This is a genomic window from Methylobacterium sp. DB0501 (assembly GCF_011043735.1).
GTDB classification, from domain to species: Bacteria; Pseudomonadota; Alphaproteobacteria; order Rhizobiales; family Beijerinckiaceae; genus Methylobacterium; species Methylobacterium alsaeris.
This window is the reverse complement of record NZ_JAAKGV010000019.1, coordinates 19,980-39,525: the sequence shown is the minus strand read 5'-3', so window position 1 is coordinate 39,525 and position 19,546 is coordinate 19,980. Positions and strand designations below refer to the sequence as shown.

Here is a 19,546-nt window from a genome sequence, read left to right as displayed (position 1 = left end):
GTCGCCGGCGGTCAGTTGGATACCGCGACGGTGTCGGCCATCCGGGCCTGACGCGCGCCGAGAGGTTTGTCGCCGCCGACCGTCGTGTCGCGGGCGGTCTGGTGCTCCATCTCGGCGTTGAGCTCGGCCCCGAGCAGCACCACCGTCGTGGACAGCCAGATCCAGGTCATGAAGCCGATGGCCGCGCCCAGCGAGCCGTAGGTCTCGTTGTAGCTGCCGAAGTTCGCCACGTACCAGGAGAACAGCCCCGACGCGACCAGCCACAGGGTGCCGGCCACCGCGCTGCCCCAGGTCACCCAACGCCACCTGGGCTTCCGGCGGCTCGGGCCGAAGCGGTACAACACCGCCAGGCTGGCGACGACGAGGACGAGCAGGGCAGGGAACCGGAGCAGGGCGATGTACCAGGCCTTCTGGTCGAGCCCGAGCACCTGCAACGCGGCCGGCACGACCACGATGCCGGTGAGCGCCAGCACCACGAACAGCAGCGCCCCGACGGTGAATGCCAGCGACTGCAGGTTGAGCATCACGAAGGAGCGCTTCTCCTTCTCCTCGTAGGCGATGTTGAGCGCGTCGAAGACCGCCTTCATCCCGCCGTTCGCGCTCCAGAGCGAGATCAGGATGCTGATCACCGCGGTGAGGCCCAGCGCCTTGTCGCCCTTGTCGACCAGCCGCTTCACCTGCCCGCCTACGATGTCGATGGCCCCGTCCGGCAAGATGCCGCGCAGGTCGTTCAGGTGATGGTTGATGGTGCTTGGGTCAGCCACCGCGCCGTAGATGGAGACGAGCGCCGCGATGGCCGGGAACAGGGCCAGGATGGCATAGAAGGTCACGCCCGCCGCGACCAGGAGGATGCGGTCGTTGGAAAACTCCTGGTAGAGGCGGAGCGCGATATCCTTCCAGCCCTTGGCGGGGATCTCGGAGGGCGTGTCCGCCTTGCGCCCGCGCTCCGGTTCGGCCTCCGCCAGGCGCTCGGCCGCGGCGCCCTCATGCGAGGCGGGCGCATCCTCGGTGCCGAGCTTCCTGTCCTCCTTCGCGGGACGGCTCGACGCTGCCGGCAAGGAGCCTCCGCGCCGTTTCGGCAAGGCGACCAAGCCGACGAGGGCCACGCCCAGGAACGCGGTCCACAAGGTCGGGGAGGTCCGCTCTGGGCGAGCGGAAGGAGGCGTCGAGGGAGGCTGATCCGTCATGGCTCACCGGGGCGCAGGGCTCACGGTCGGCCCTGGGGCATCTGAACAACGGCAACGGACACGCTTTGGTGCCGACGGACCGGTGATATCGTGCTCGCCGGCCGTTCGACGTTCAGGCTACCGCGACGACGCAGCCTCCGAGGGAGCGGGCGTGCGCGCGAACCCGCACTATCTAGGGCCCGGACCGACCGAGCGTGGCTGGCCAGGGCCGACCTGCCACGCAGAACCGACAGGTGACGCGACCGCCATGCCAAGCAGGACTTCCCGTTGCGCGACATCCCCGGCGGGCCGGGGCCGTCTGAGGACCACGAGCGACGCGGCGAAGGCTGGCGGACGGAATGGCTGACGCGTTCGCGTTCCTGCCGCCCGGGGGCGTGACCGGCGCGGAGATCCGCGCCCGCGATTGGTCGACGACGTCGCTCGGGCCTCCGGAAGCCTGGCCGACGGCCCTGCGCTCGACCCTTTCGCTGATGCTCTCCTGTCCCACGGCGATGTTCCTCGCCTGGGGGCCGGACCTGCTCTGCTTCTACAACGACGCCTATCGGCCGATCCTCGGCTACCGCCTGCCCACCGCGCTCGGCCGGCCCTTCCGCGAGGTGTGGGCGAGCATCTGGGGCGAGATCGGGCCGCTGGTCGACGCCACGATGGACGGCGAGAGCCGGAAGATGACGGATGTCATGCTCGACCTCTCGCGGGAGGGAGAACCCGAGCGGAGTTGGTGGTCCTTCAGCTACTCGCCGGTCCTCGGCGATACCGGCGCCGTCAACGGCCTGTTCTGCGTCACTGCCGAGACAACGGACCGCGTGCTCGGCGAGGCCGCCTTGCGCGAGAGCGAGGACCATTTCCGGCACACCGTCGAGCTCAACCCTCAGGTGCCCTGGACCTGCGACCCGCACGGCAACATCACCTCGTACTCGAACCGCTGGCTCGAACTCACCGGGCAAGCCGCCGGCGAACCGGACGGGGCGGGCTGGGCCAAGGCGCTGCACCCCGATGACCTGCCGGGGACCATGACGGCCTTCGCGGCCTCGCTGAGTTCGGGCGAACCGGTGGACGTCGACTACCGCATCCGCGTCGCGACCACCGGGGAGTACCGCTGGATGCGCGCCCGTGCGCGGCCGCGCCGGAACGAGGGCAGCGACATCGTCCGCTGGTACGGCGTGGTCGAGGACGTCCACGACCGCAAGGCCGCGGAGGAGCGGCTGCGCGAAATGAACGCAACGCTCGAACGCCGGGTCGAGGAAGCGCTCGCGCAGCGCAAGCTCTGGGCCGACGTGTTCGAGACGACCGACGCCCTGGTTGCGGCACTCGACCCCGATTACCGCGTGCTGGCCTTGAACCGCGCCTTCGCCGACGGGTTCGAGGCCACGTACGGTGCCCGGCCCAAGGTCGGCGACGACCTCCTCGGCCTCCTGGACGGCGTTCCCAAGCAGCGGGAACTTGTCCGCTCGGTCTGGGGGCGGGCGCTCGCCGGCGAGGAATTCGTGACCGTCGAGGAGTTCGGCGGCCCCGGTCGGTCGCGGTCCTGCTACGAGATCCGGTTCACGACGCTGCGGGACGCGCAGGGACGGCGGATCGGCGCCTTCCAGTACGCCGTCGACGCCACCGAACGGGTACGCGGCCAGGAGCAGCTCGCGCGGGCCGAGGAGGCGTTGCGCCACGCCCAGAAGATGGAGGCGGTGGGCCAGCTCACCGGCGGCGTCGCGCATGATTTCAACAACCTGCTGACCATCATCCGCTCCTCGGTCGAGTTCCTGCGCCGGCCGACCCTGCCGGAGGAGCGCCGCGCCCGCTACCTGGAAGCCGTAGCCGACACGGTCGACCGCGCCGCCAAGCTGACCAGCCAGCTCCTCGCCTTCGCTCGTCGCCAGGCCCTCAAGCCGGAGGTGTTCGAGCTCGGCGAACGCGTGCGGGCCACCGCGGAGATGCTGAACGCGGTGACCGGCGCGCGCATCCGCATCGTGACGGAGGTGCCCGACGAACCCTGCCACGTTCGGGCCGATACGAGCCAGTTCGAGACCGCGCTGGTGAACCTCGCCGTGAACGCCCGCGACGCCATGGACGGCGAGGGCACGCTGACGCTCGGGCTTACCTGCGGCGAGGGACTGCCCTCCATCCGCGGCCATGCCGGTGCGCCCGGGCCCTTCGCCGTCGTACGGGTCTCGGACGAGGGCGCCGGGATCGCGCCGGAATTGCTGGCCCGCATCTTCGAGCCGTTCTTCACCACCAAGGAAGTGGGGAAGGGAACCGGATTGGGCCTGAGCCAGGTGATCGGTTTCGCCAAGCAGTCGGGCGGCGACGTGGACGTGGCGAGCGAGGTGGGCCGCGGCACGACCTTCACGCTCTACCTGCCCCATGTCGGCCCACCCCCGGAAAGCGAGGAGGACGGCGACGACGAAGCCGGCGAGCAGGACGGGGGACGGGCCCTGTCCGTGCTGGTGGTGGAGGACAACCTCGACGTCGGGCGCTTCTGCACGCAGCTCCTGGAGGATCTCGGGCACACGACGGTGTGGGCGCACAACGCGGAAGCCGCACTCGACGAGATGGGAAGGATGCCTTCGCGGTTCGACGCCGTGTTCTCGGACGTGGTGATGCCGGGCATCGGTGGCGTCGAGCTCGCGCGGCGGCTGCGGGCCAGCCATCCGGACCTGCCGGTGATCCTGACCACCGGGTACAGCGACGTGCTGGCGCGTGATGACGCGCACGGCTTCGAGCTCGTGCGCAAGCCCTACTCGGCCGAACAGGTCGCGCGGGCGCTGCGCGGCGTGCTGGCCCGTCAGCGGAAACGGACTCCGGCCTGAGGCCGTGCGTCGGGATGACGAGGGTTACGAAGTCGCCGTACGGACGCTACGCCGTTTCGTGTCGGCGGCTTGCACCATGCCGCCGGCTCGCGCTCTAGAGCCTGCGTCCAGAGCTGGTACAACTCAAAAGGGAAGCGGCAGCACCACGGTCACGGGCAAGCTCGTGCCGCGGAAGACCATGCGCGTCACCAGGCTCAAGCCGTCAGGCGTCGTACGTTGGCGGCAACCAGATCCCGATAGCGGGTGATGACGTCATCGTGGGATCCACCGGTCATCAGAGTATTGGCGGCCTCCATCGCGGCGACGACCTTCTCGCCAACCATGGACACCATCTCGGCCTGCGCCTCGGCCCCGCCCCAGGCGATGCGCACCAAGCGAAGCTCGATGACCTTCTGAGCCTCCAGGGCAAGCAGGAACGCGGCAAAGAACGGGTTCGACATGGAAGCTCCCATGAGGGTCGTTGGTCCTATAACGTGAGGAGCCGCACCGTGTTGCCAGCGTACGGCTACGCAGGCCGATATGTGCTCTCGTGCAGGCTGCGTCCCAATTGCGGTCGCGCATCCTAAGACCACGACGACGCCAACACTGTTGCAAACGGCGTGTTGCCCGGGGTGATGACGTCCGCTTCGAAGATCCCTGCCTTGGCCGGTCGCCCGATCCGGCCTTTCGGGACCCCGCTGATTGTCGGAATCGCTTTAACCGCAAGTTTGCCACCATACGGTTAAGAGGCCAGGGACGACTTTCTTCGAAAGCTGCGGTAAGGTTTGGCGTGACATAAACCAGGCAACGACAAGTCTGCCTGGGAGTGTCCGACGATGGTCCTGCCGCCCCGCCTCGCGCGCCGGCTCGGCTCCACCCGTACCTGGATCGCCTTGGGCGTGCTCGCGCCCGTGGGCATGCTCCTGGTCTCCGCGTTGATGCTGCTCGACCTCAGGCGGGACGCCTGGGACAAGGCTGAGCAGACCTCGCAGAACCTGCTGCAGGTCATCGAGCGCGACATCGCCCGCAACGTCGAGGTCATCGACCTCTCCCTTCGGGCCGTCGTCGACAACCTGCGGGTCCCGGGCGTCGAGGCGCTGAGCCCGGAGATGCGCCAGCTCGTCCTGTTCGACCGGGCCGCGACCGCTCGCGACATCGGCGTGATGCTCGTCCTCGACGAAAACGGCGACAGCGTGATCGACGCGAACGCGGTGCCGGCACGTAAGGCAAACTACGCCGACCGCGACTACTTCCAGGCCCACAAGGCACGCGCAGACATCGGCTTGCACATCAGCAAGCCGCTGGTCTCGCGCCTGACCGGCGCCCGCATGGTCGTCCTCAGCCGCCGCCTGGCCAAGCCGGACGGCTCGTTCGGAGGCATCGTGCTTGGCACCCTGCAGCTCGCCTATTTCAGCCGGCTCTTCGACCGGATCGGCCTCGGGCAGGGCGGCGCCATAAACCTCTACCTTCGCGACGGTGCGCGGCTGATGCGCCACCCGTACGACGAGGCCGACATCGGCGTGAACATCGTGGGGGCGCCGACCTTCGAGCGCTTCGTGCGCGAGGGCCGCGGGAGCTTCGTGGCGACTTCGGTGCGCGACGGCGTCGAGCGGCATTTCGCCTTCACCCAGGTTGGCGACCTGCCGCTGGTGCTCAACGTCGCCCTGGCGACCGCCGACATCGAGGCCGGATGGCGCGCCAAGGCCGCCGTCATCACCGCGGTGGTCGTAGTCCTCTGCGGCCTAACCGCTTGCCTGTCGCTCCTGTTCGGGCGGGAGCTACGCCGCCGCGCCGAGATGCAGGCGGAGCTCGCCCAGATGTCGCTCACCGATGCCCTGACCGGGCTGCCCAACCGTCGGCGTTTCGAAGGGACCTTCGAGCACGCCTGGAAGAGTGCTCGCCGCACGGGCAAGCCGTTGTCCCTCCTCGTCGTCGATGCCGACCACTTCAAGCGCTACAACGACCTTCACGGCCATGCGGTTGGAGACGCGGTGCTGAAGGGGCTGGCGCGCTGCCTGTCGGCGAGCGTGCATCGCCCCGACGACCTCGTGGCGCGGGTCGGCGGTGAGGAATTCGTGGTGCTTCTGCCCGACACCGATGAGAGCGGTGCCGAGCGCGTCGCCGACAAAGTGCACGCCGCCGTGGCGTCGCTGTCGGTCGAGGCCGGCCGCATCGAACCCGGCACGGTGACGGTCAGCGTCGGCCTCGCGACGGAGACGGGCGTGGCGTTCGAGCGTGCAGGGGCACAGTACGAGGCCGCGGACGCGGCGCTCTACGAGGCGAAGGCCACGGGCCGGAACCGGACCTGCGTCGCCAGGCGGGCCCCCGCACCGCACCCCCTCGGCGAGGCGGCTTGACACCGGCGCTCGGCCCTAACAATCCCGCAATCGCATGCGAGAACAGGCCGGACGGTTGACGGACGGCGCAAGCCTTCCCCGCTGTCCAGGCCTCCGCCCACCGTTGTCCACGAAACCGCTACCATGACACGCTACCTCGTCGCGCGCGCCAACATGCTGGTCTTCGGCGTGCTGGTGGCCATCTTCGCCCTCGTCGGCGGTGTGACCTGGGAGCGCCTGAACGCCTCGCGCGACGCCCGGGAATGGTCGCAGCACAGCTATCGGGTGCTCGCCGTCGCCAAGGACCTCGCCATCGCGCTCAGGGACGCCGAGCGCGGCCAACGTGGGTACCTGATCACCGGCCGCGACGATTACCTGGGTCCCTACAACGCCGCGCGCGACCGCCTCGGCCTGCTCCAGGGCGAGCTCCAGAAGCTCACGGCCGATAATCCCGCCCAACAGGAGCGCGTGCGCGCGCTCGCGCCGGCCGTCCAGCACAAGCTGGAAGAGCTCGCCCAGACGGTGCAGGCGCGCCGCGACGGCGGGTTCGAGACGGCGCTGCGCATCGTCAACACCGACGAGGGTCGCGGCCACATGCGCGAGGCCGAGGGCATCCTGTCGGGCGTGCTCGCCGAGGAGCAGCGGCTTCTCGACAGGCGCCTCGCCCAGAACGAGAGCCGGGCGGGATGGGTGCGCTCGTTGGTGATCGCCGGGGCAGCGTTCGCGGCCCTGGCCCTGCTCTGGGCGGCGAGGCTCCTGAACCAGGCGTGGTCGCGTTCCCACCGGACCGAGGCGGAACAGCGCGACCTGGCCCTGCGCCTGCGCACCACCATCGACAGCCTGAGCCAGGGCGTCGCGGTGTTCGGGCCGGACCGCAAGCTCAGGAACTCGAACGAGTGCTTCCAGGTCCTGCTCGACCTGCCGAAGGCCATGGTCCGCCCCGGCACCGCCTACGGCGCCTTCGTCGAGCACACTGCCGAGCCGGGCCGTCCCGCCCTGGAGACCGAGGACCAGGTCCGCCACGGCAGCCGGAATCCCCGCGAGGCGGTCACCTACGAGCGGGAGAACGCGGACGGCCACAATCTGGAGATCCGTCGTACCCCGATGCCGGATGGCGGCTTCGTGCTCACCATCTCCGACATGACGAAGCGTGCCCAGGCTGAGGGTGTGCTGCGCGAGGCACAGAAGATGCAGGCCATCGGGCAGCTGACCGGCGGCATCGCGCATGATTTCAACAACCTGCTGCAGGTCATCCTCGGGAACCTGGAATTCGTCCGCGCCAAGCTCGACGGCGACCCCAAGCTGCAGCAGCGCATCGAGCGGGCCTCCTGGGCGGCCCAGCGAGGCGCGACCCTAACCGGGCAACTCCTCGCATTCGCGCGCAAGCAGCCGCTGGCGCCCGCGGCCATCGACCTCTCCGCGACGATGCCGGACCTGGTGCCCCTTCTCCGGCGAACGCTCGGCGAGCACATCGAGGTGCGCTACGTCGAGACGGCGGGCCTGTGGCCGGCGATGGCCGATCCGGCGCAGCTTGAGAGCGCGGTGCTGAACCTCGCGTTGAACGCGCGCGACGCCATGCCTGGCGGCGGGCGCCTCACCATCGAGCTCGGTAACGTGGTCCTGGACGCGGCGTATGCCCGGAACCATGCCGAGGTGACGTCGGGCGACTACACGATGGTCGCGGTGTCGGACACCGGGCACGGCATGACGCCCGAGGTGGTCAAGCGCGTGTTCGAGCCGTTCTTCACCACCAAGCCGGACGGCAAGGGCACCGGGCTCGGGCTCGCGATGGTGTTCGGCTTCGTGAAGCAGTCTGGCGGCCACGTGAAGGTCTACTCTGAGCCTGGCGAGGGCACGGCGGTGAAACTCTACCTGCCGCGCGCCATCGGGGCCGCGGCCGCCGTGCAACGCGCCGCAGCACCGGTCGACCTGCCGCGCGGTTCGGGGACCGTGCTGGTGGTGGAGGACGAGGCGGCGGTGCGCGAGATCGCCTGCGCGATCCTCGCCGACCTCGGGTACCGGGTGCTGGAGGCCGCGGATGGGGAGGAGGCGTTACGGGTATTCGGTGCCAACGCCGCGTCGGTCGATCTATTGCTGACCGATGTGGTGCTGCCCGGCACGGTACGGGGCCGGGAGGTGGCGGAGCGGGTGCGATCCGTGCGGCCGGACGTGCGAGTGTTGTTCATGTCCGGCTACACCGAGAACAGCATCGTCCACCATGGGCGCCTCGACGACGGGGTGCACCTCATCGGCAAGCCGTTCAAGCGGGAGCAGCTCGCCCGCAAGGTCGCCGAGGTGCTCGGCACAGCAGCCGATCCCGCCGCCGAAGGCGGCAATGTCGTCCCGCTGCGACCCTGGCGCGGCGCCTGAGACGCCCTTCAGGTTCACTCATGTTCGTGCGTCCGGCGCGACGAGAGGTTAAGCCCCCGGGAAACGGTGATACGCAAAGGGGACGACGTGCCGCGCTACTTCTTCAACGTGCTCGATGGGCGCAGTTCGCCTGACGACGTCGGCTCGGTGCTCGGTGGGCCGGACGACGCGCGACGAGAGGGCATCAGGCTTGCCGGTGCGATCATCGACGAACACGCGGCCGTCATCGCGCTCGGCTCCAGCTGGCACCTGGAAGTGAGGGACGAGAGCGGGGCGTTGGTGACGCGCCTCGACCTCATCGTCGACGCGCCAGCGAAAGCGGCTTAGGCCAAGGCTTGGACGTCGCGGTGCGACTAGGCGTCGGAGCTCGGAAGCGGCATTCGCACGGAGACCCGAAGCCCGTCCGGCGCAAAGGCGACGTCCACCTCGGCGCCGGTCTGAGTAGCCAGTACCTTATTGAGAAGGCGGTGGCCGAAGCCCTCGCGGGTGGGATGCGCGGCAGGGGGGCCGTCGTGCTCGGCCCAGTCCCAGCGCAGCGCTCGGCCGGCACGTCCGTCTTCGATCCACCATGTGACCTGCACTCGGCCGTTCGGGTCGCCGAGCGACCCGTGCTTAAGGGCGTTTGTGGTCAACTCGTGCAGAGCCATGCCGACCGGTACGGCGAGCTCCGACGGCATCACGACCTTCGGTCCATCCAGGGTCAGGCGCCCCCTTTCGTCATATGGGTCGAGCTCAGCTCGCAGCAGACCCTCGAACGAGGCGGCCTGGGCGAGGTCCTCGGTGATCAGCGCGTGGGTTCTCGCGAGCGAGCCGATCCGGCCCGTGAACGCCTGGGTGAACTCGTTGACCGTCAGCGAGGACCGCGCCGTGGCATTTACCACGGCCTGGACGGTGGCCAGCGTGTTCTTCACCCGGTGGTGCAACTCGCGCACCATCAGCGCCTGGCGGTCCTCGCCATGGCGCCGCTCGGTGACGTCCCGCTGAACCGAGACCCAGTGCGAGATACGGCCGTCCCCATCGCGAACCGGGGTGATCAACCACTCCACGACGTATGGGGAACCGTCCTTGCGGTAGTTCACCGCCTCGCCCTGGAACGGCTCGCCCGCGCGCAGCGCTGCTCGCATGCGGTCGAGGACTGTGCGCTCGGTACTGGGCCCTTGCAAGAGGCGTGGCGACAAGCCGAGGACTTCCTCGGCTTCGTACCCGGTCATGCGCGTGAAGGCGGGATTCACGTACTCGATGCGTGGTCCCGGTTCATCGAGGTCCGCAGAGGTGATGACGATGGCCTCGCCCGAGGCTTCGACGGCGGCCTGCAGAAGCTGGGGATCCGGCTTCCTCCTCGCGGTGTCCTGGCCTCCCAACGCCCCCTCCCGAACCGGCCTCGACCTAAGAGGCTGCCGGTTAAACTTTGACATGCCCCCGAGGTTGCCGCCCTGCGTCGCCGGGGCATCTAACCATCCGGTCGACCAGCGAACATGAGCGCCGACTGGGCTAGAGACGTTGGCGAATGGACCTGGCGGCACCGCGATGCCGGGCCTGTTCGGACATCGCGGCGGCGCCACCGCCTCAGAAGAGTGCGACCAACGCCACGCCTGCCACCATCAGGACGCCGCCCAGGACACGCCAGATGCTAGCGTGATGCACCTCGAAGCCGAATAAGCCGTAGTGGTCGAGCGCGATGGAGGCAAGGACTCCCACCGTCACCAGGGTGCCCAGGAACGGCGCCGCGCCGAGCTTCGGGGCGATGAAGAGCTGGGAGAGGGTCATCACGGCCCCGAGCATCCCACCGCACCAGGCCCACCACGGGACCTGTGCCGCCTGCTCGTAACTCGGCATGCTCAACCGGCCGGTGACCAAGCCTGCAACCAACAGGACGATCCCGCTGACGACGACAACAACGAGACCGGCGAAGAACGGCTGCGTGGAGGACTTCGCCAAGGTCGAGTTCGGGCCGGGCTGGATCGCGTTCGCGAGCCCGGCGAGCATGGCGAAGCCGTACAGATACCACATGCGGGAGCCCTGGAATGGAAAGGGCATCCCTACTTGGGTCACCCCGGCGGGTACGTCGTCCGGATCAGGATGCCGCAGGCGCTCGTGCAAACACTTCCACATGCCAGCGGTTGTCGCCGGCGTTCTTCGGGTCGGAGGCGACCGAGGAACAATCGAAGGCGGAGGCGTCACGATGGTCGTGCACGATCAGGGTTGCCCTTACATGCGGCGGCTGCACGAGATGCTAGCTGACGGGCCCTTGTCAGTTACCCTGGCCTTGGCGGACGCATTGTTGGACCGGCCGATTGCCTTAGAAATGCAAGCCAAGGCTGCGGGGGCCCCGGCGAAGACCCTTGGCGCTATCTCGAACGCCCGCTTCGCTGCAGGGGTCGCCACCCTGCGCCCTTGGTTCCCGATGCCGCGCGGAAACTGAAGGGGAGCCAACCTCGTGAATTCAGCACAACCGTCGTTCCGCTTCCTGGTGGCCGAAAGCGAGACCCCGGAGGCGCGCAAGGCGAGACGCGACAGCGTAGGCCGTTCCTCGGGTGAGACCTACCTGGACATCCTGCGCAAGCTCGCGCCGGGCGCCGCCTGCGACCGCATCCAGCCGGCCGACACCAACGCGGCGCTGCCACCTGGAACGAGCCTGACCGGGTACGATGCGGTGTTCCTCACCGGCTCGCCGCTGCATCTCTACGAGGAGACGCCCGAGACGCGGCGCACGGTCGACTTCATGCGGGCGGTGTTCGCCGCCGGCACCCCGGCCTTCGGCTCTTGCGCCGGGCTGCAGGTCGCGACGGTCGCCGCCGGCGGCAGCGTACGACCGAACGCGCGCAGCCCGGAGGCCGGGTTCGCACGGCGGATCACGCCGACCGAGGCGGGACGTACGCACCCGCTCCTGGCAGGCCGGCCCGCCTCCTACGACGCACCCGCCATCCACACTGACGAGGTCGAGGCTTTGCCGCCCGGGGCGACGCTGCTGGCCGGCAACCGGGTCACGGCCGTGCAAGCCGCCGAGATCCGCTTCGAGGGCGGCGTGTTCTGGGGTGTGCAGTACCATCCCGAGATCGGCCTCGACGAGGTGGCCGGGGCCCTGCGCCGGCAGTCCGGTACCTTGGTGGAAGCCGGCCTCGCCCGGGGCGATGAGGACGTCGAGGCATTCGCCGGCCAGATCGACGCCATGCACCGCGAGCCCGGGCGGCGGGACCTTGCATGGCGCCTCGGCCTGGACGAGCAGGTCACGGACGAGCGCCTGAGGCTTGCCGAGATGCGTAACTTCATCGAGGCGCTTGCCCGGCTCGGAAGGGAAGGGCTCCTGGCTGTGGGTAAGTGACCCTGCCCGAACACCGCGCGGAACGAGGCCGAGCCGACGTCGTTGCCTGGATCCGCGGCGTCCCGTGCGGATTTCGTGTGCATCTTCGTGACTTGCGTGCCCAGTTCCCATGCAACTACCCCGAGACGACACCCACCACCCGAGGGCCGAGGCTTTCCGCGCCTTCATCCGCGATGCGGGTTTCCCGTGCGTCGGCGCCAAATCGGCCTTGTCCAAGGGCCAGATGCGGGTCCTGGTCGCCCGCGACATCACTTCCGCCTGGGACGACATGCGCATCTACCCCGCGCTGATGGCCTTCGCCGCGCGTTACCGGCAGCGACCCGACCTCTTCCAGAGCTTCGCCGTCATCTTCGAGGGTCCGGGCGACCTCGACGAGGAGGGCTTTGAACGGCACCTCTGGGATCGGGTGCAGTCGCTGGCCGACAAGGACGCCTGGCTCGGGCATCCCTGGGACGAGCGCGTGGCGCGGGAGCCGGACAACCCGCACTTCTCGCTGAGCTTTGCCGGCGAGGCGTTCTTCGTCGTCGGCCTGCACTCGAACGCCAGCCGGCCGGCGCGCCGGTTCTCCTCGCCGGCCCTGGTCTTCAACCTGCACGCCCAGTTCGAGCAACTGCGCGAGGCCGGTCGCTACGAGAAGCTGCGCTCCTCTATCCTGCAGCGTGACGAGGTGCTCGCCGGCTCGGTCAACCCGATGCTGGCGCGGCACGGCGAGACCTCGGAGGCGCGCCAGTACAGCGGCCGGGTCGTCGGCGAGGAATGGCGCTGCCCTTTCCGCCCACGTGGCACAAACGCGGGAGGCGCCGATGTGCGCTGACGCCGCCACCCACGAGATCGCCCCGCGCTCCGGCGTGGCGTTCACCCTCGACAAGGGCGACCGCCTGACCGTGATCGACCCGCGCGGCGAGCAGGTGGCGGATCTCCTGGCCTTCAACCGCCACGACCTCGACGAGGTGATCTCGTCCGGCCGCACCCTCGACTACGCGAGCCGGATCTACCTGACGACCGGCGACCCGCTCTACTCGAACCGCTCGAACGTGCTCCTGCGCATCGTCGAGGACACGGTGGGCCGGCATGACTTCCTGCTGACGCCGTGCTCGGCCGACACGTTCCGCATCATCTACGGCGACGAGAACCCGCACCGGGGCTGCTTCGGCAACCTCGCCCACGCGCTTGCCCCGTTCGGCGTCGCTCCGGATCATATCCCGGTGGCGTTCAACTGCTTCATGAACGTGCCGGTGGACGGCAAGACGGGCGTCATCACGGTCGAGCCGCCGCTCAGCCGGGCCGGGGACCGCATCGCCTTCGAGGCCGAAACCGACCTCGTCATCGGCCTCACCGCCTGCTCGGCGCTGCAGTCGAACAACGGCAGCTTCAAGCCGATCCACTACCGGATCGAGCGAGGCACCCGTTAGCGGCGCCGTTCCCGGAGCCGGCCTTGCCTGGAAGGCGTCGGCGACGATCCTTGTCCGACGAGAAGCCCTCTCAGGAGGCGCATGCCCGTCGGCCTACGATGAAGGCCGGCAACCGCAACCTCGTCGTGATGACGGACGTCGACGGGGTGCCCTGGGGGGTGGCGCTCGGGGACGACGTGGTACCCGAGCACGAGGGCGGTTGCCACGGGCTGCGGGACTGGCTCGGCATCCAGGACGACGCCCCCACGGTCGCGGACGGCCTGTGCCACCCGATAACTCCCGGACCCGACCAGGCGTTGATGCAGCCCGCCACACGCGACCTCGCGACGCTGATCGTCCTCAACCGGCCTTCGGCCGCAGGGTGGCCGCCCGGGAAGGACGTTCGGCCGCGCGACGTCCTGGACGGAGCCTTCTGCGACGAGTGCCGGGTCGACGATGCCCTCGTCACCGCCCACGACCGAGGAATCGCGGTCCCAGCGGCCTTCAAGCCAGCCGACCGCAAGCTTCTCGGCGACACCGCCGACAGCATGGCGGCCGGCCGCCTCGCAATCGCCGACGCCTCCGCGGTCAGGGTCGGGCCCATGCGCGTCCTGGTCGATAAGGCCGGCGAACGCCTTCCTCCAGGCGGTGGCATGGACGGCCTCGGCGGGCCGTCCACGCGATGACCACGGCGGTACCGCCTAAGACGTGCAGTCGCCTTTGGGGGCTGGAACGCTGCATCCCGGGCGCGACGACTTGTTGACCGCCCGCTCCAGGTCACGCTCGATGCGCTCTTAGGCGGCCTGCCGGTCGGCGTAGAGACGGCAATGCTGCAGATAACCGACCTCGTGCCGGCCGGCGAGTTCGACCACGCTCGACCAGAGCCAAGAGGGCGCTTGCTCGCCGTCCTGCGTGCCCCGCATGACCTCCGACCGCCAGCCTGAGCGTGTCGCCTCGTCCATCTGGCGGCCATGCGCCTTGCCGACGACGTAGGCGAGATAGTGCGCCGCGCGCACCGCTTCCTCGCGGGTGAACTGGTCGACGTCCAGCTTGAGGTCCTGCGGTGCGAGCTCGCGCATCACCACGGGCTTGTCCAGCACCCGCACGGGCAGCATGCGCTCGCCCAGGTTCGGCGACAGCGCCCGGGCGCCGGCCACCACCCGCTCGGCCGGGTCGGCGGGCATCGTCGCGCCCGGGGCCGCCGGCGCCGCGGGATCGACCGCCTCCTTCAGGTCGACGAGCGCCAGGCCGCGCTTGCCGCCCTCCTCGATGCTCACGAGCGCGGCGTAGCGCAGGAAACCGAGCGAGGAGCAGCCCTTCATCCAGTATGCCGCGTCGATCAGGCGGATGTCGGCCTCTTCGCCGCGGCCATTCAGAGCCAGCATCAGTCCGCGTACCTGTTTCTCCTCGAACAGGTCGCTCAAGGCATCCCGTTCCGTGTCTTCGAGCGCCCAGAACTTGCGTCCGAGCGGGATGGAGGGTTCGACGTCCTTCAGGCGCTCGCGGGCGAGGTGCTTCCAGCGCCGACCGAGCGCCCGTCGCCGCACGGTGCGCACCACGTCGGGCTCCGGCGGCGCCTCATCTCCTTCGGGACCGGCAAGCCCCTTCGCGTAACCGCGGACCATCTCCTCCAGCATTCGCCCCGTGACCACGCCCGGCAGGTCGGAGCCCCGCGCCGCGCTCGCCAGCGAAAGCCCAAGCCGGACGAGGTCGTGTGTCGGGTTGCCGACAACCGTCTGGTCCAGGTCGCGGACCTGGATGTCGACGTGCCCGTCGGCGTCGGCGAGCGGGCCCAGGTTGCCGAGATGGCAATCGCCGCAGATCCAGACCGGCGGACCTTCCGGCAGGGTGCCGCGTGCCAAGCCGTCCAACCACTCGTAGAACCGCACGGTGTTGCCCCGGACATAGGCGTGGGCGGACCTCGCCATCTTCAGCCGGCGCTGCCGCTCCAGCACCGCCGCACGTTCCTCGGGACCATGGCTTCGAGCTTTAGGCATCCTATCGTCTCATGCACATTGCGCGGCCCTGCTCCCTGGCCGCGCCCTTCAACGCACGAGAACATGTAGGCAACACGCGTCGTTTCGTCTCCGCTGTGGATTACCGAGCCAGCTCGTGCGTACCAGTCATGGAACGAGGCGTGCCCTATGTGGGTGGGGCTGACGCGTCCCACACCGCGCTTCCGGAACCTTGCCGCGCATGATCCAGCCGACCCGCATCAAGCCCCTCAACGACATGCCCGTGCGGGAGCGAGCCGCTTACGTCCTGTACTGGATGGGGCTGTCCCAGCGCGTCCGCTTCAACCCGGCCCTGGAACACGCCGTTGAGGAAGCCAACAGGCTCGGGCTGCCGGTGCTGGTCTGCTACGGGCTTGCCGAGGGCATCCCGGAAGCGAACGCCCGCCACTGGGCATTCTTGCTGGAGGGCATGGCCGAGGTGGGGCCGGAGCTGGCCAAGCGCGGCATCGCCTATGTCGCCCGACGGCAGCCGCCGGTCGAGACGGCTCTGCTCTACGCGGTGGACGCCGCCCTGGTCGTGTGCGACCGCAACTACCAGAAGCCGGTGCGCCGCTTCTACGCCGACTTCGCCACCCGGGCGCCTTGCCGCGTGGTGCAGGTCGAAGGCGAGGTCGTCGTGCCGGTCGAGACCGCCTCGCCAAAGCACGAGGTCGCCGCCCGCACCCTGCGGCCCAAGATCCACCGGCTCCTGCCCGAGTACCTCGTGCCGCTCGAAGAGCGGCCGGTCGTGCATCGAGGCGATCACCTGCGCTTCGAGAGCACGCTCGACCTCTCGGACGTTCCGAAGCTGGTGGCCGGCCTGAAGGCGGACCAGAGCGTGCGCCCGGTGCGCCGGTTCAGGGGCGGCACGGCGCAGGCCGAGGCGACGCTGAGCCACTACCTGGACGCCCGCTTCAACCGCTACGCAGAGGTGCGCGGACGACCCGAGGCGGGGGCAGCCTCGCACATGAGCCCCTACCTGCACTACGGCCAGATCTCTCCGGTGGCCATCGCACTGAAGGTGCAGGCCGCCGCGACCGGAGGCGAGGACGACAAGACGGCGTACCTGGAGGAGCTCGTCGTCCGGCGCGAGCTCGCGATGAACCACATCTTCTACGAGCCCAACTACGACAGCTACGAGGCCGTCCCCGCCTGGGCGCGCAAGACGCTCGATGCGCACCGAGGCGACAGGCGCCCCTACCTCTACACGGCCGAGCAGTTCGAGCAGGGTTTGACGCACGACCGTTACTGGAACGCGGCGATGATGGAGATGCGCGAGACCGGGTACATGCACAACCACATGCGCATGTACTGGGGCAAGAAGATCCTGGAGTGGTCGGCCTCGCCCGAGGGGGCGTTCGAAACGGCACTGCGGCTCAACAACAAGTTCTTCATCGACGGACGCGACGCGAACTCCTTCACGAACGTGACGTGGCTCTTCGGCCTGCACGACCGGCCTTGGGGTCCTCGCCCGGTCTACGGCAACGTGCGCTCGCTGGGAGCGGCGACCCTCAAGAAGTTCGACGCCGACGGCTACGTGCGCGAGGTCGAGCGCCTCGCCGCCGTCGAGCGTTCCTGACGGGGCTCCTGGGGATCCGCTTTGGCGTGCCGGCACCGGTTTCGGTGACGGGCTTGTACCGGACGCGCTGTTTCAAGCACATAAGCGATTACGATCCCGCACGGACCCGCCCGCCGGATGCAAGGCTCGCTCGCGACCTTCCCGAACACCTTTCCCGGCGACGGCGAGATGGCCGTCCGGATGCGGGAGCACGACTGGGACGCGAACGCACTCGGTCCTGTCGCCGCGTGGCCGGCGGAGCTGGCCGTCACGGTTCGTACGATGCTCCGGGCCGCCACCCCGATGGCGGTGTACTGGGGACCGGATCTCCTCCTCCTCTACAACGACGCCTGGTCGGCGCTCGTCGGCGGCAAGCATCCCGGCGCACTGGGCCGACCGGCGCGGGACGTCTTCCCCGAGGCGTGGCACGAACTCGGGCCGATGTTCGCCCGGGTGCTCGACGGCGGCGAAGCCGTGGAGGTGCAGGACCAGCGGCTCGTCCTCGACCGGAGCGGCACGACCGAGGACAACTGGTTCACCTACGGCCTCAATCCGATCCCCGACGCGGAGGGCCGGGTCACCGGTGTTCTGAACGTCGCGCAGGAGACAACGGGGCGCGTGCGCGCCGCCTCCGGCTTGGTCGAGAGCGAGGAGCGGTTCCGCAGCTTCGCGGAGAACTCGGCCGACGTGCTCTGGATCGCGGATCCGGACGGCGGCCGGCTTGAGTACCTGAGCCCGGCCTACGAGCGCGTCTGGGGCGACCGGCGCGAACTGGTGATGGGCGACCTCGGTCGCTGGGCCTCGCTGGTGCACCCGGAGGACCGGGAGCGTGCCTTCGCAGCCATGCCGCGCCTGCTCTCCGGCGAGACCTGTACCGTCGAGTACCGCATCGTCCGGCCGGACGACGGGGCCGTGCGGCACATCCGCGACACCGGCTTCCCGATCCGCGACGCGGAAGGCCGCCTGCAGCGCCTCGGCGGCATCGCGCAGGACGTCACCGAAGAGCATGCCCGGGAGGAGGCGCTGGAGCGGCGCATCGCGGAGAGCACGGCCGAGCACGACCGGGTCTGGCGCAACTCGCGCGACCTGCTGGTGGTGGTCGGCGTCGACGGGGTGTTCCGCGCGGTGAACCCGGCCTGGAAGGCCATCCTGGGCCACGACCCGGCCGAGGTGGTGGGGCGCAGCTTCCAGGAGTTCATCTGGCCCGAGGACGACGTCGTCACGCGCACGGCCCTGTCCTACGCCGCCGCGGCCGACGACCTCACGGCCTTCGAGAACCGCTACGCGCACCGGGACGGCACGCCGCGCTGGATCTCCTGGCACACGGCGGCCGAGGGCAACATCGTCTATGCCTACGGGCGCGACGTCACCGCCGAGAAGGAGCGCGCGGCGGCGCTGGCCGAGGCGGAGGAGGCTCTGCGGCAATCCCAGAAGATGGAGGCCGTCGGCCAGTTGACGGGCGGCGTGGCGCACGATTTCAACAACTTGCTCACCATCATCCGCTCGTCGGTCGATTTCCTGCGCCGGCCTGACCTTCCCGAGGCGCGCAAGGCCCGCTACCTCGACGCGGTCTCCGACACCGTCGCCCGGGCCGCGAAGCTCACCGGACAATTGCTCTCCTTCGCGCGCCGGCAGGCGCTCCGGCCGGAAACCTTCGACGTCATCGAGCGCCTGCGAGGCGTGGTCGAGATGCTGGATTCGGTCACCGGCGCCCGTATCCGCATCGTCGCCGAGATGCCCGAGGCGGCCTGCTTCGTCCACGCGGACGTGAGCCAGTTCGAGACGGCGCTCGTGAACATGGCGGTGAACGCCCGCGACGCCATGGACGGCGAGGGCACGCTGACCTTGCGGCTCGCCTGCGGGCTCGACAAGCCGGCCATCCGCGGCCACGCGGAGGCCCGGGGCCCTTTCGCCGCCATCTCGCTTTCCGACACCGGCTGCGGCATCCCGGTGGAGGCGCTCGCGCGCATCTTCGAGCCGTTCTTCACCACCAAGGAGGTCGGCAAGGGCACGGGTCTGGGGCTGAGCCAGGTGTTCGGGTTCGCCAAGCAGTCGGGCGGCGACGTCGACGTCGCCAGCACACCCGGGCGCGGCAGCACGTTCACCCTCTACCTGCCGGAGGTCGCGCCCGGCGTGGGCGAGGAGCCCGGCCCCGCCGAGGTCGAGACGGCCACGGGCGGTGCGGGCCAGCGGGTGCTGGTGGTGGAGGACAACGTCGAGGTGGGCCGCTTCGCCACCGGCATCCTGGAGGATCTCGGCTACCGGACGACCTGGGCCGCCAACGCCGCGGAGGCGCTGGAGCGGCTCGGGGAGGATTGCGGCGGGTTCGACGCGGTGTTCTCGGACGTGGTGATGCCGGGCATGAACGGGGTCGAGCTCGCGCGCGAGGTCCAGCGGAGGCGCCCGGGCCTGCCGGTGGTCCTTGCCTCCGGCTACAGCCACGTGCTCGCCCGGGAAGGCAGCCACGGCTTCGAGCTCCTGCACAAGCCATACTCGACCGAGCAGCTCTCCCGCGTCCTGCAGCGGGCCATGGCGCGGGTGCCGCGATGACCGGCTTCCGTATGGACGCGCGCTTTGACGCCTTGCATCGCGGGCGGCGCCGGTCATG

At 69.5% G+C, this 19,546-nt stretch carries 15 protein-coding genes; 10 read left to right on the top strand and 5 right to left on the bottom strand.

The features are described 5' to 3' along the window. Positions 1-11: 11 nt before the first annotated feature. On the bottom strand, positions 12-1,187 hold the full coding sequence (locus tag G4G93_RS24890) for a YihY/virulence factor BrkB family protein (protein ID WP_060848532.1): 1,176 nt from the start codon (positions 1,185-1,187) through the stop codon (positions 12-14). Between the two features lie 338 nt (positions 1,188-1,525). Between G4G93_RS24890 and G4G93_RS24885 the strand changes: the two genes are divergently transcribed. Beyond that, complete coding sequence (locus G4G93_RS24885) at positions 1,526-3,988, top strand: PAS domain-containing protein (RefSeq protein WP_060848533.1); 2,463 nt, start codon at positions 1,526-1,528, stop codon at positions 3,986-3,988. A 194-nt stretch (positions 3,989-4,182) separates the two neighbouring features. On the opposite strand, the gene G4G93_RS24880 is transcribed toward G4G93_RS24885, so the two are convergent. Next, positions 4,183-4,428 (bottom strand): hypothetical protein, encoded by a 246-nt coding sequence (locus G4G93_RS24880; protein ID WP_060848534.1) that lies wholly within the window; start codon positions 4,426-4,428, stop codon positions 4,183-4,185. A gap of 375 nt (positions 4,429-4,803) precedes the next feature. On the opposite strand from G4G93_RS24880, the gene G4G93_RS24875 reads away from it, so the two are divergent. From G4G93_RS24875 to G4G93_RS24865, 3 genes are all read left to right on the top strand, one after another. After that, positions 4,804-6,324: a sensor domain-containing diguanylate cyclase gene (locus G4G93_RS24875; RefSeq protein WP_060848535.1), complete on the top strand. Its 1,521-nt coding sequence runs from the start codon at positions 4,804-4,806 to the stop codon at positions 6,322-6,324. A 123-nt stretch (positions 6,325-6,447) separates the two neighbouring features. Next, the gene (locus G4G93_RS24870; RefSeq protein ID WP_060848536.1) at positions 6,448-8,673 is read left to right on the top strand and encodes a CHASE3 domain-containing protein; all 2,226 of its coding nucleotides are present in this window, start codon (positions 6,448-6,450) and stop codon (positions 8,671-8,673) included. A gap of 87 nt (positions 8,674-8,760) precedes the next feature. After that, on the top strand, positions 8,761-9,000 hold the full coding sequence (locus tag G4G93_RS24865) for a DUF6894 family protein (RefSeq protein WP_063920129.1): 240 nt from the start codon (positions 8,761-8,763) through the stop codon (positions 8,998-9,000). Between the two features lie 26 nt (positions 9,001-9,026). Here G4G93_RS24865 and G4G93_RS24860 read toward each other — a convergent pair whose 3' ends face one another. Further along, positions 9,027-10,034, bottom strand: a complete 1,008-nt coding sequence (locus tag G4G93_RS24860; RefSeq protein WP_060848538.1) for an HWE histidine kinase domain-containing protein — start codon at positions 10,032-10,034, stop codon at positions 9,027-9,029. A 205-nt stretch (positions 10,035-10,239) separates the two neighbouring features. Further along, positions 10,240-10,683 (bottom strand): DMT family transporter, encoded by a 444-nt coding sequence (locus tag G4G93_RS24855; RefSeq protein WP_060849546.1) that lies wholly within the window; start codon positions 10,681-10,683, stop codon positions 10,240-10,242. A 427-nt stretch (positions 10,684-11,110) separates the two neighbouring features. On the opposite strand from G4G93_RS24855, the gene G4G93_RS24850 reads away from it, so the two are divergent. From G4G93_RS24850 to G4G93_RS24835, 4 genes are all read left to right on the top strand, one after another. Continuing rightward, positions 11,111-11,995 carry a type 1 glutamine amidotransferase gene (locus G4G93_RS24850; protein WP_060848540.1) on the top strand — a complete coding sequence of 295 codons (885 nt, stop codon included), beginning with the start codon at positions 11,111-11,113 and terminating at the stop codon, positions 11,993-11,995. Between the two features lie 109 nt (positions 11,996-12,104). Continuing rightward, positions 12,105-12,809 (top strand): guanitoxin biosynthesis heme-dependent pre-guanitoxin N-hydroxylase GntA, encoded by a 705-nt coding sequence (gene gntA / locus G4G93_RS24845; protein ID WP_060848541.1) that lies wholly within the window; start codon positions 12,105-12,107, stop codon positions 12,807-12,809. Continuing rightward, a complete protein-coding gene (locus G4G93_RS24840) occupies positions 12,799-13,407 on the top strand; it encodes a DUF1989 domain-containing protein (RefSeq protein ID WP_060848542.1) in 609 nt (202 codons plus the stop codon). The genes gntA and G4G93_RS24840 overlap by 11 nt, the downstream gene beginning before the upstream one ends. A gap of 50 nt (positions 13,408-13,457) precedes the next feature. Further along, complete coding sequence (locus G4G93_RS24835) at positions 13,458-14,072, top strand: hypothetical protein (protein WP_165088412.1); 615 nt, start codon at positions 13,458-13,460, stop codon at positions 14,070-14,072. A gap of 108 nt (positions 14,073-14,180) precedes the next feature. Here G4G93_RS24835 and G4G93_RS24830 read toward each other — a convergent pair whose 3' ends face one another. Then, a complete protein-coding gene (locus G4G93_RS24830) occupies positions 14,181-15,383 on the bottom strand; it encodes a DUF2252 family protein (RefSeq protein WP_060848544.1) in 1,203 nt (400 codons plus the stop codon). A gap of 199 nt (positions 15,384-15,582) precedes the next feature. On the opposite strand from G4G93_RS24830, the gene G4G93_RS24825 reads away from it, so the two are divergent. Together G4G93_RS24825 and G4G93_RS24820 are read left to right on the top strand one after the other, a co-directional pair. Then, positions 15,583-16,959, top strand: a complete 1,377-nt coding sequence (locus G4G93_RS24825; RefSeq protein ID WP_060848545.1) for a deoxyribodipyrimidine photo-lyase — start codon at positions 15,583-15,585, stop codon at positions 16,957-16,959. A 117-nt stretch (positions 16,960-17,076) separates the two neighbouring features. After that, positions 17,077-19,488, top strand: coding sequence for a hybrid sensor histidine kinase/response regulator (locus G4G93_RS24820; protein ID WP_060848546.1), 2,412 nt, complete (start codon positions 17,077-17,079; stop codon positions 19,486-19,488). Positions 19,489-19,546 lie beyond the last annotated feature (58 nt).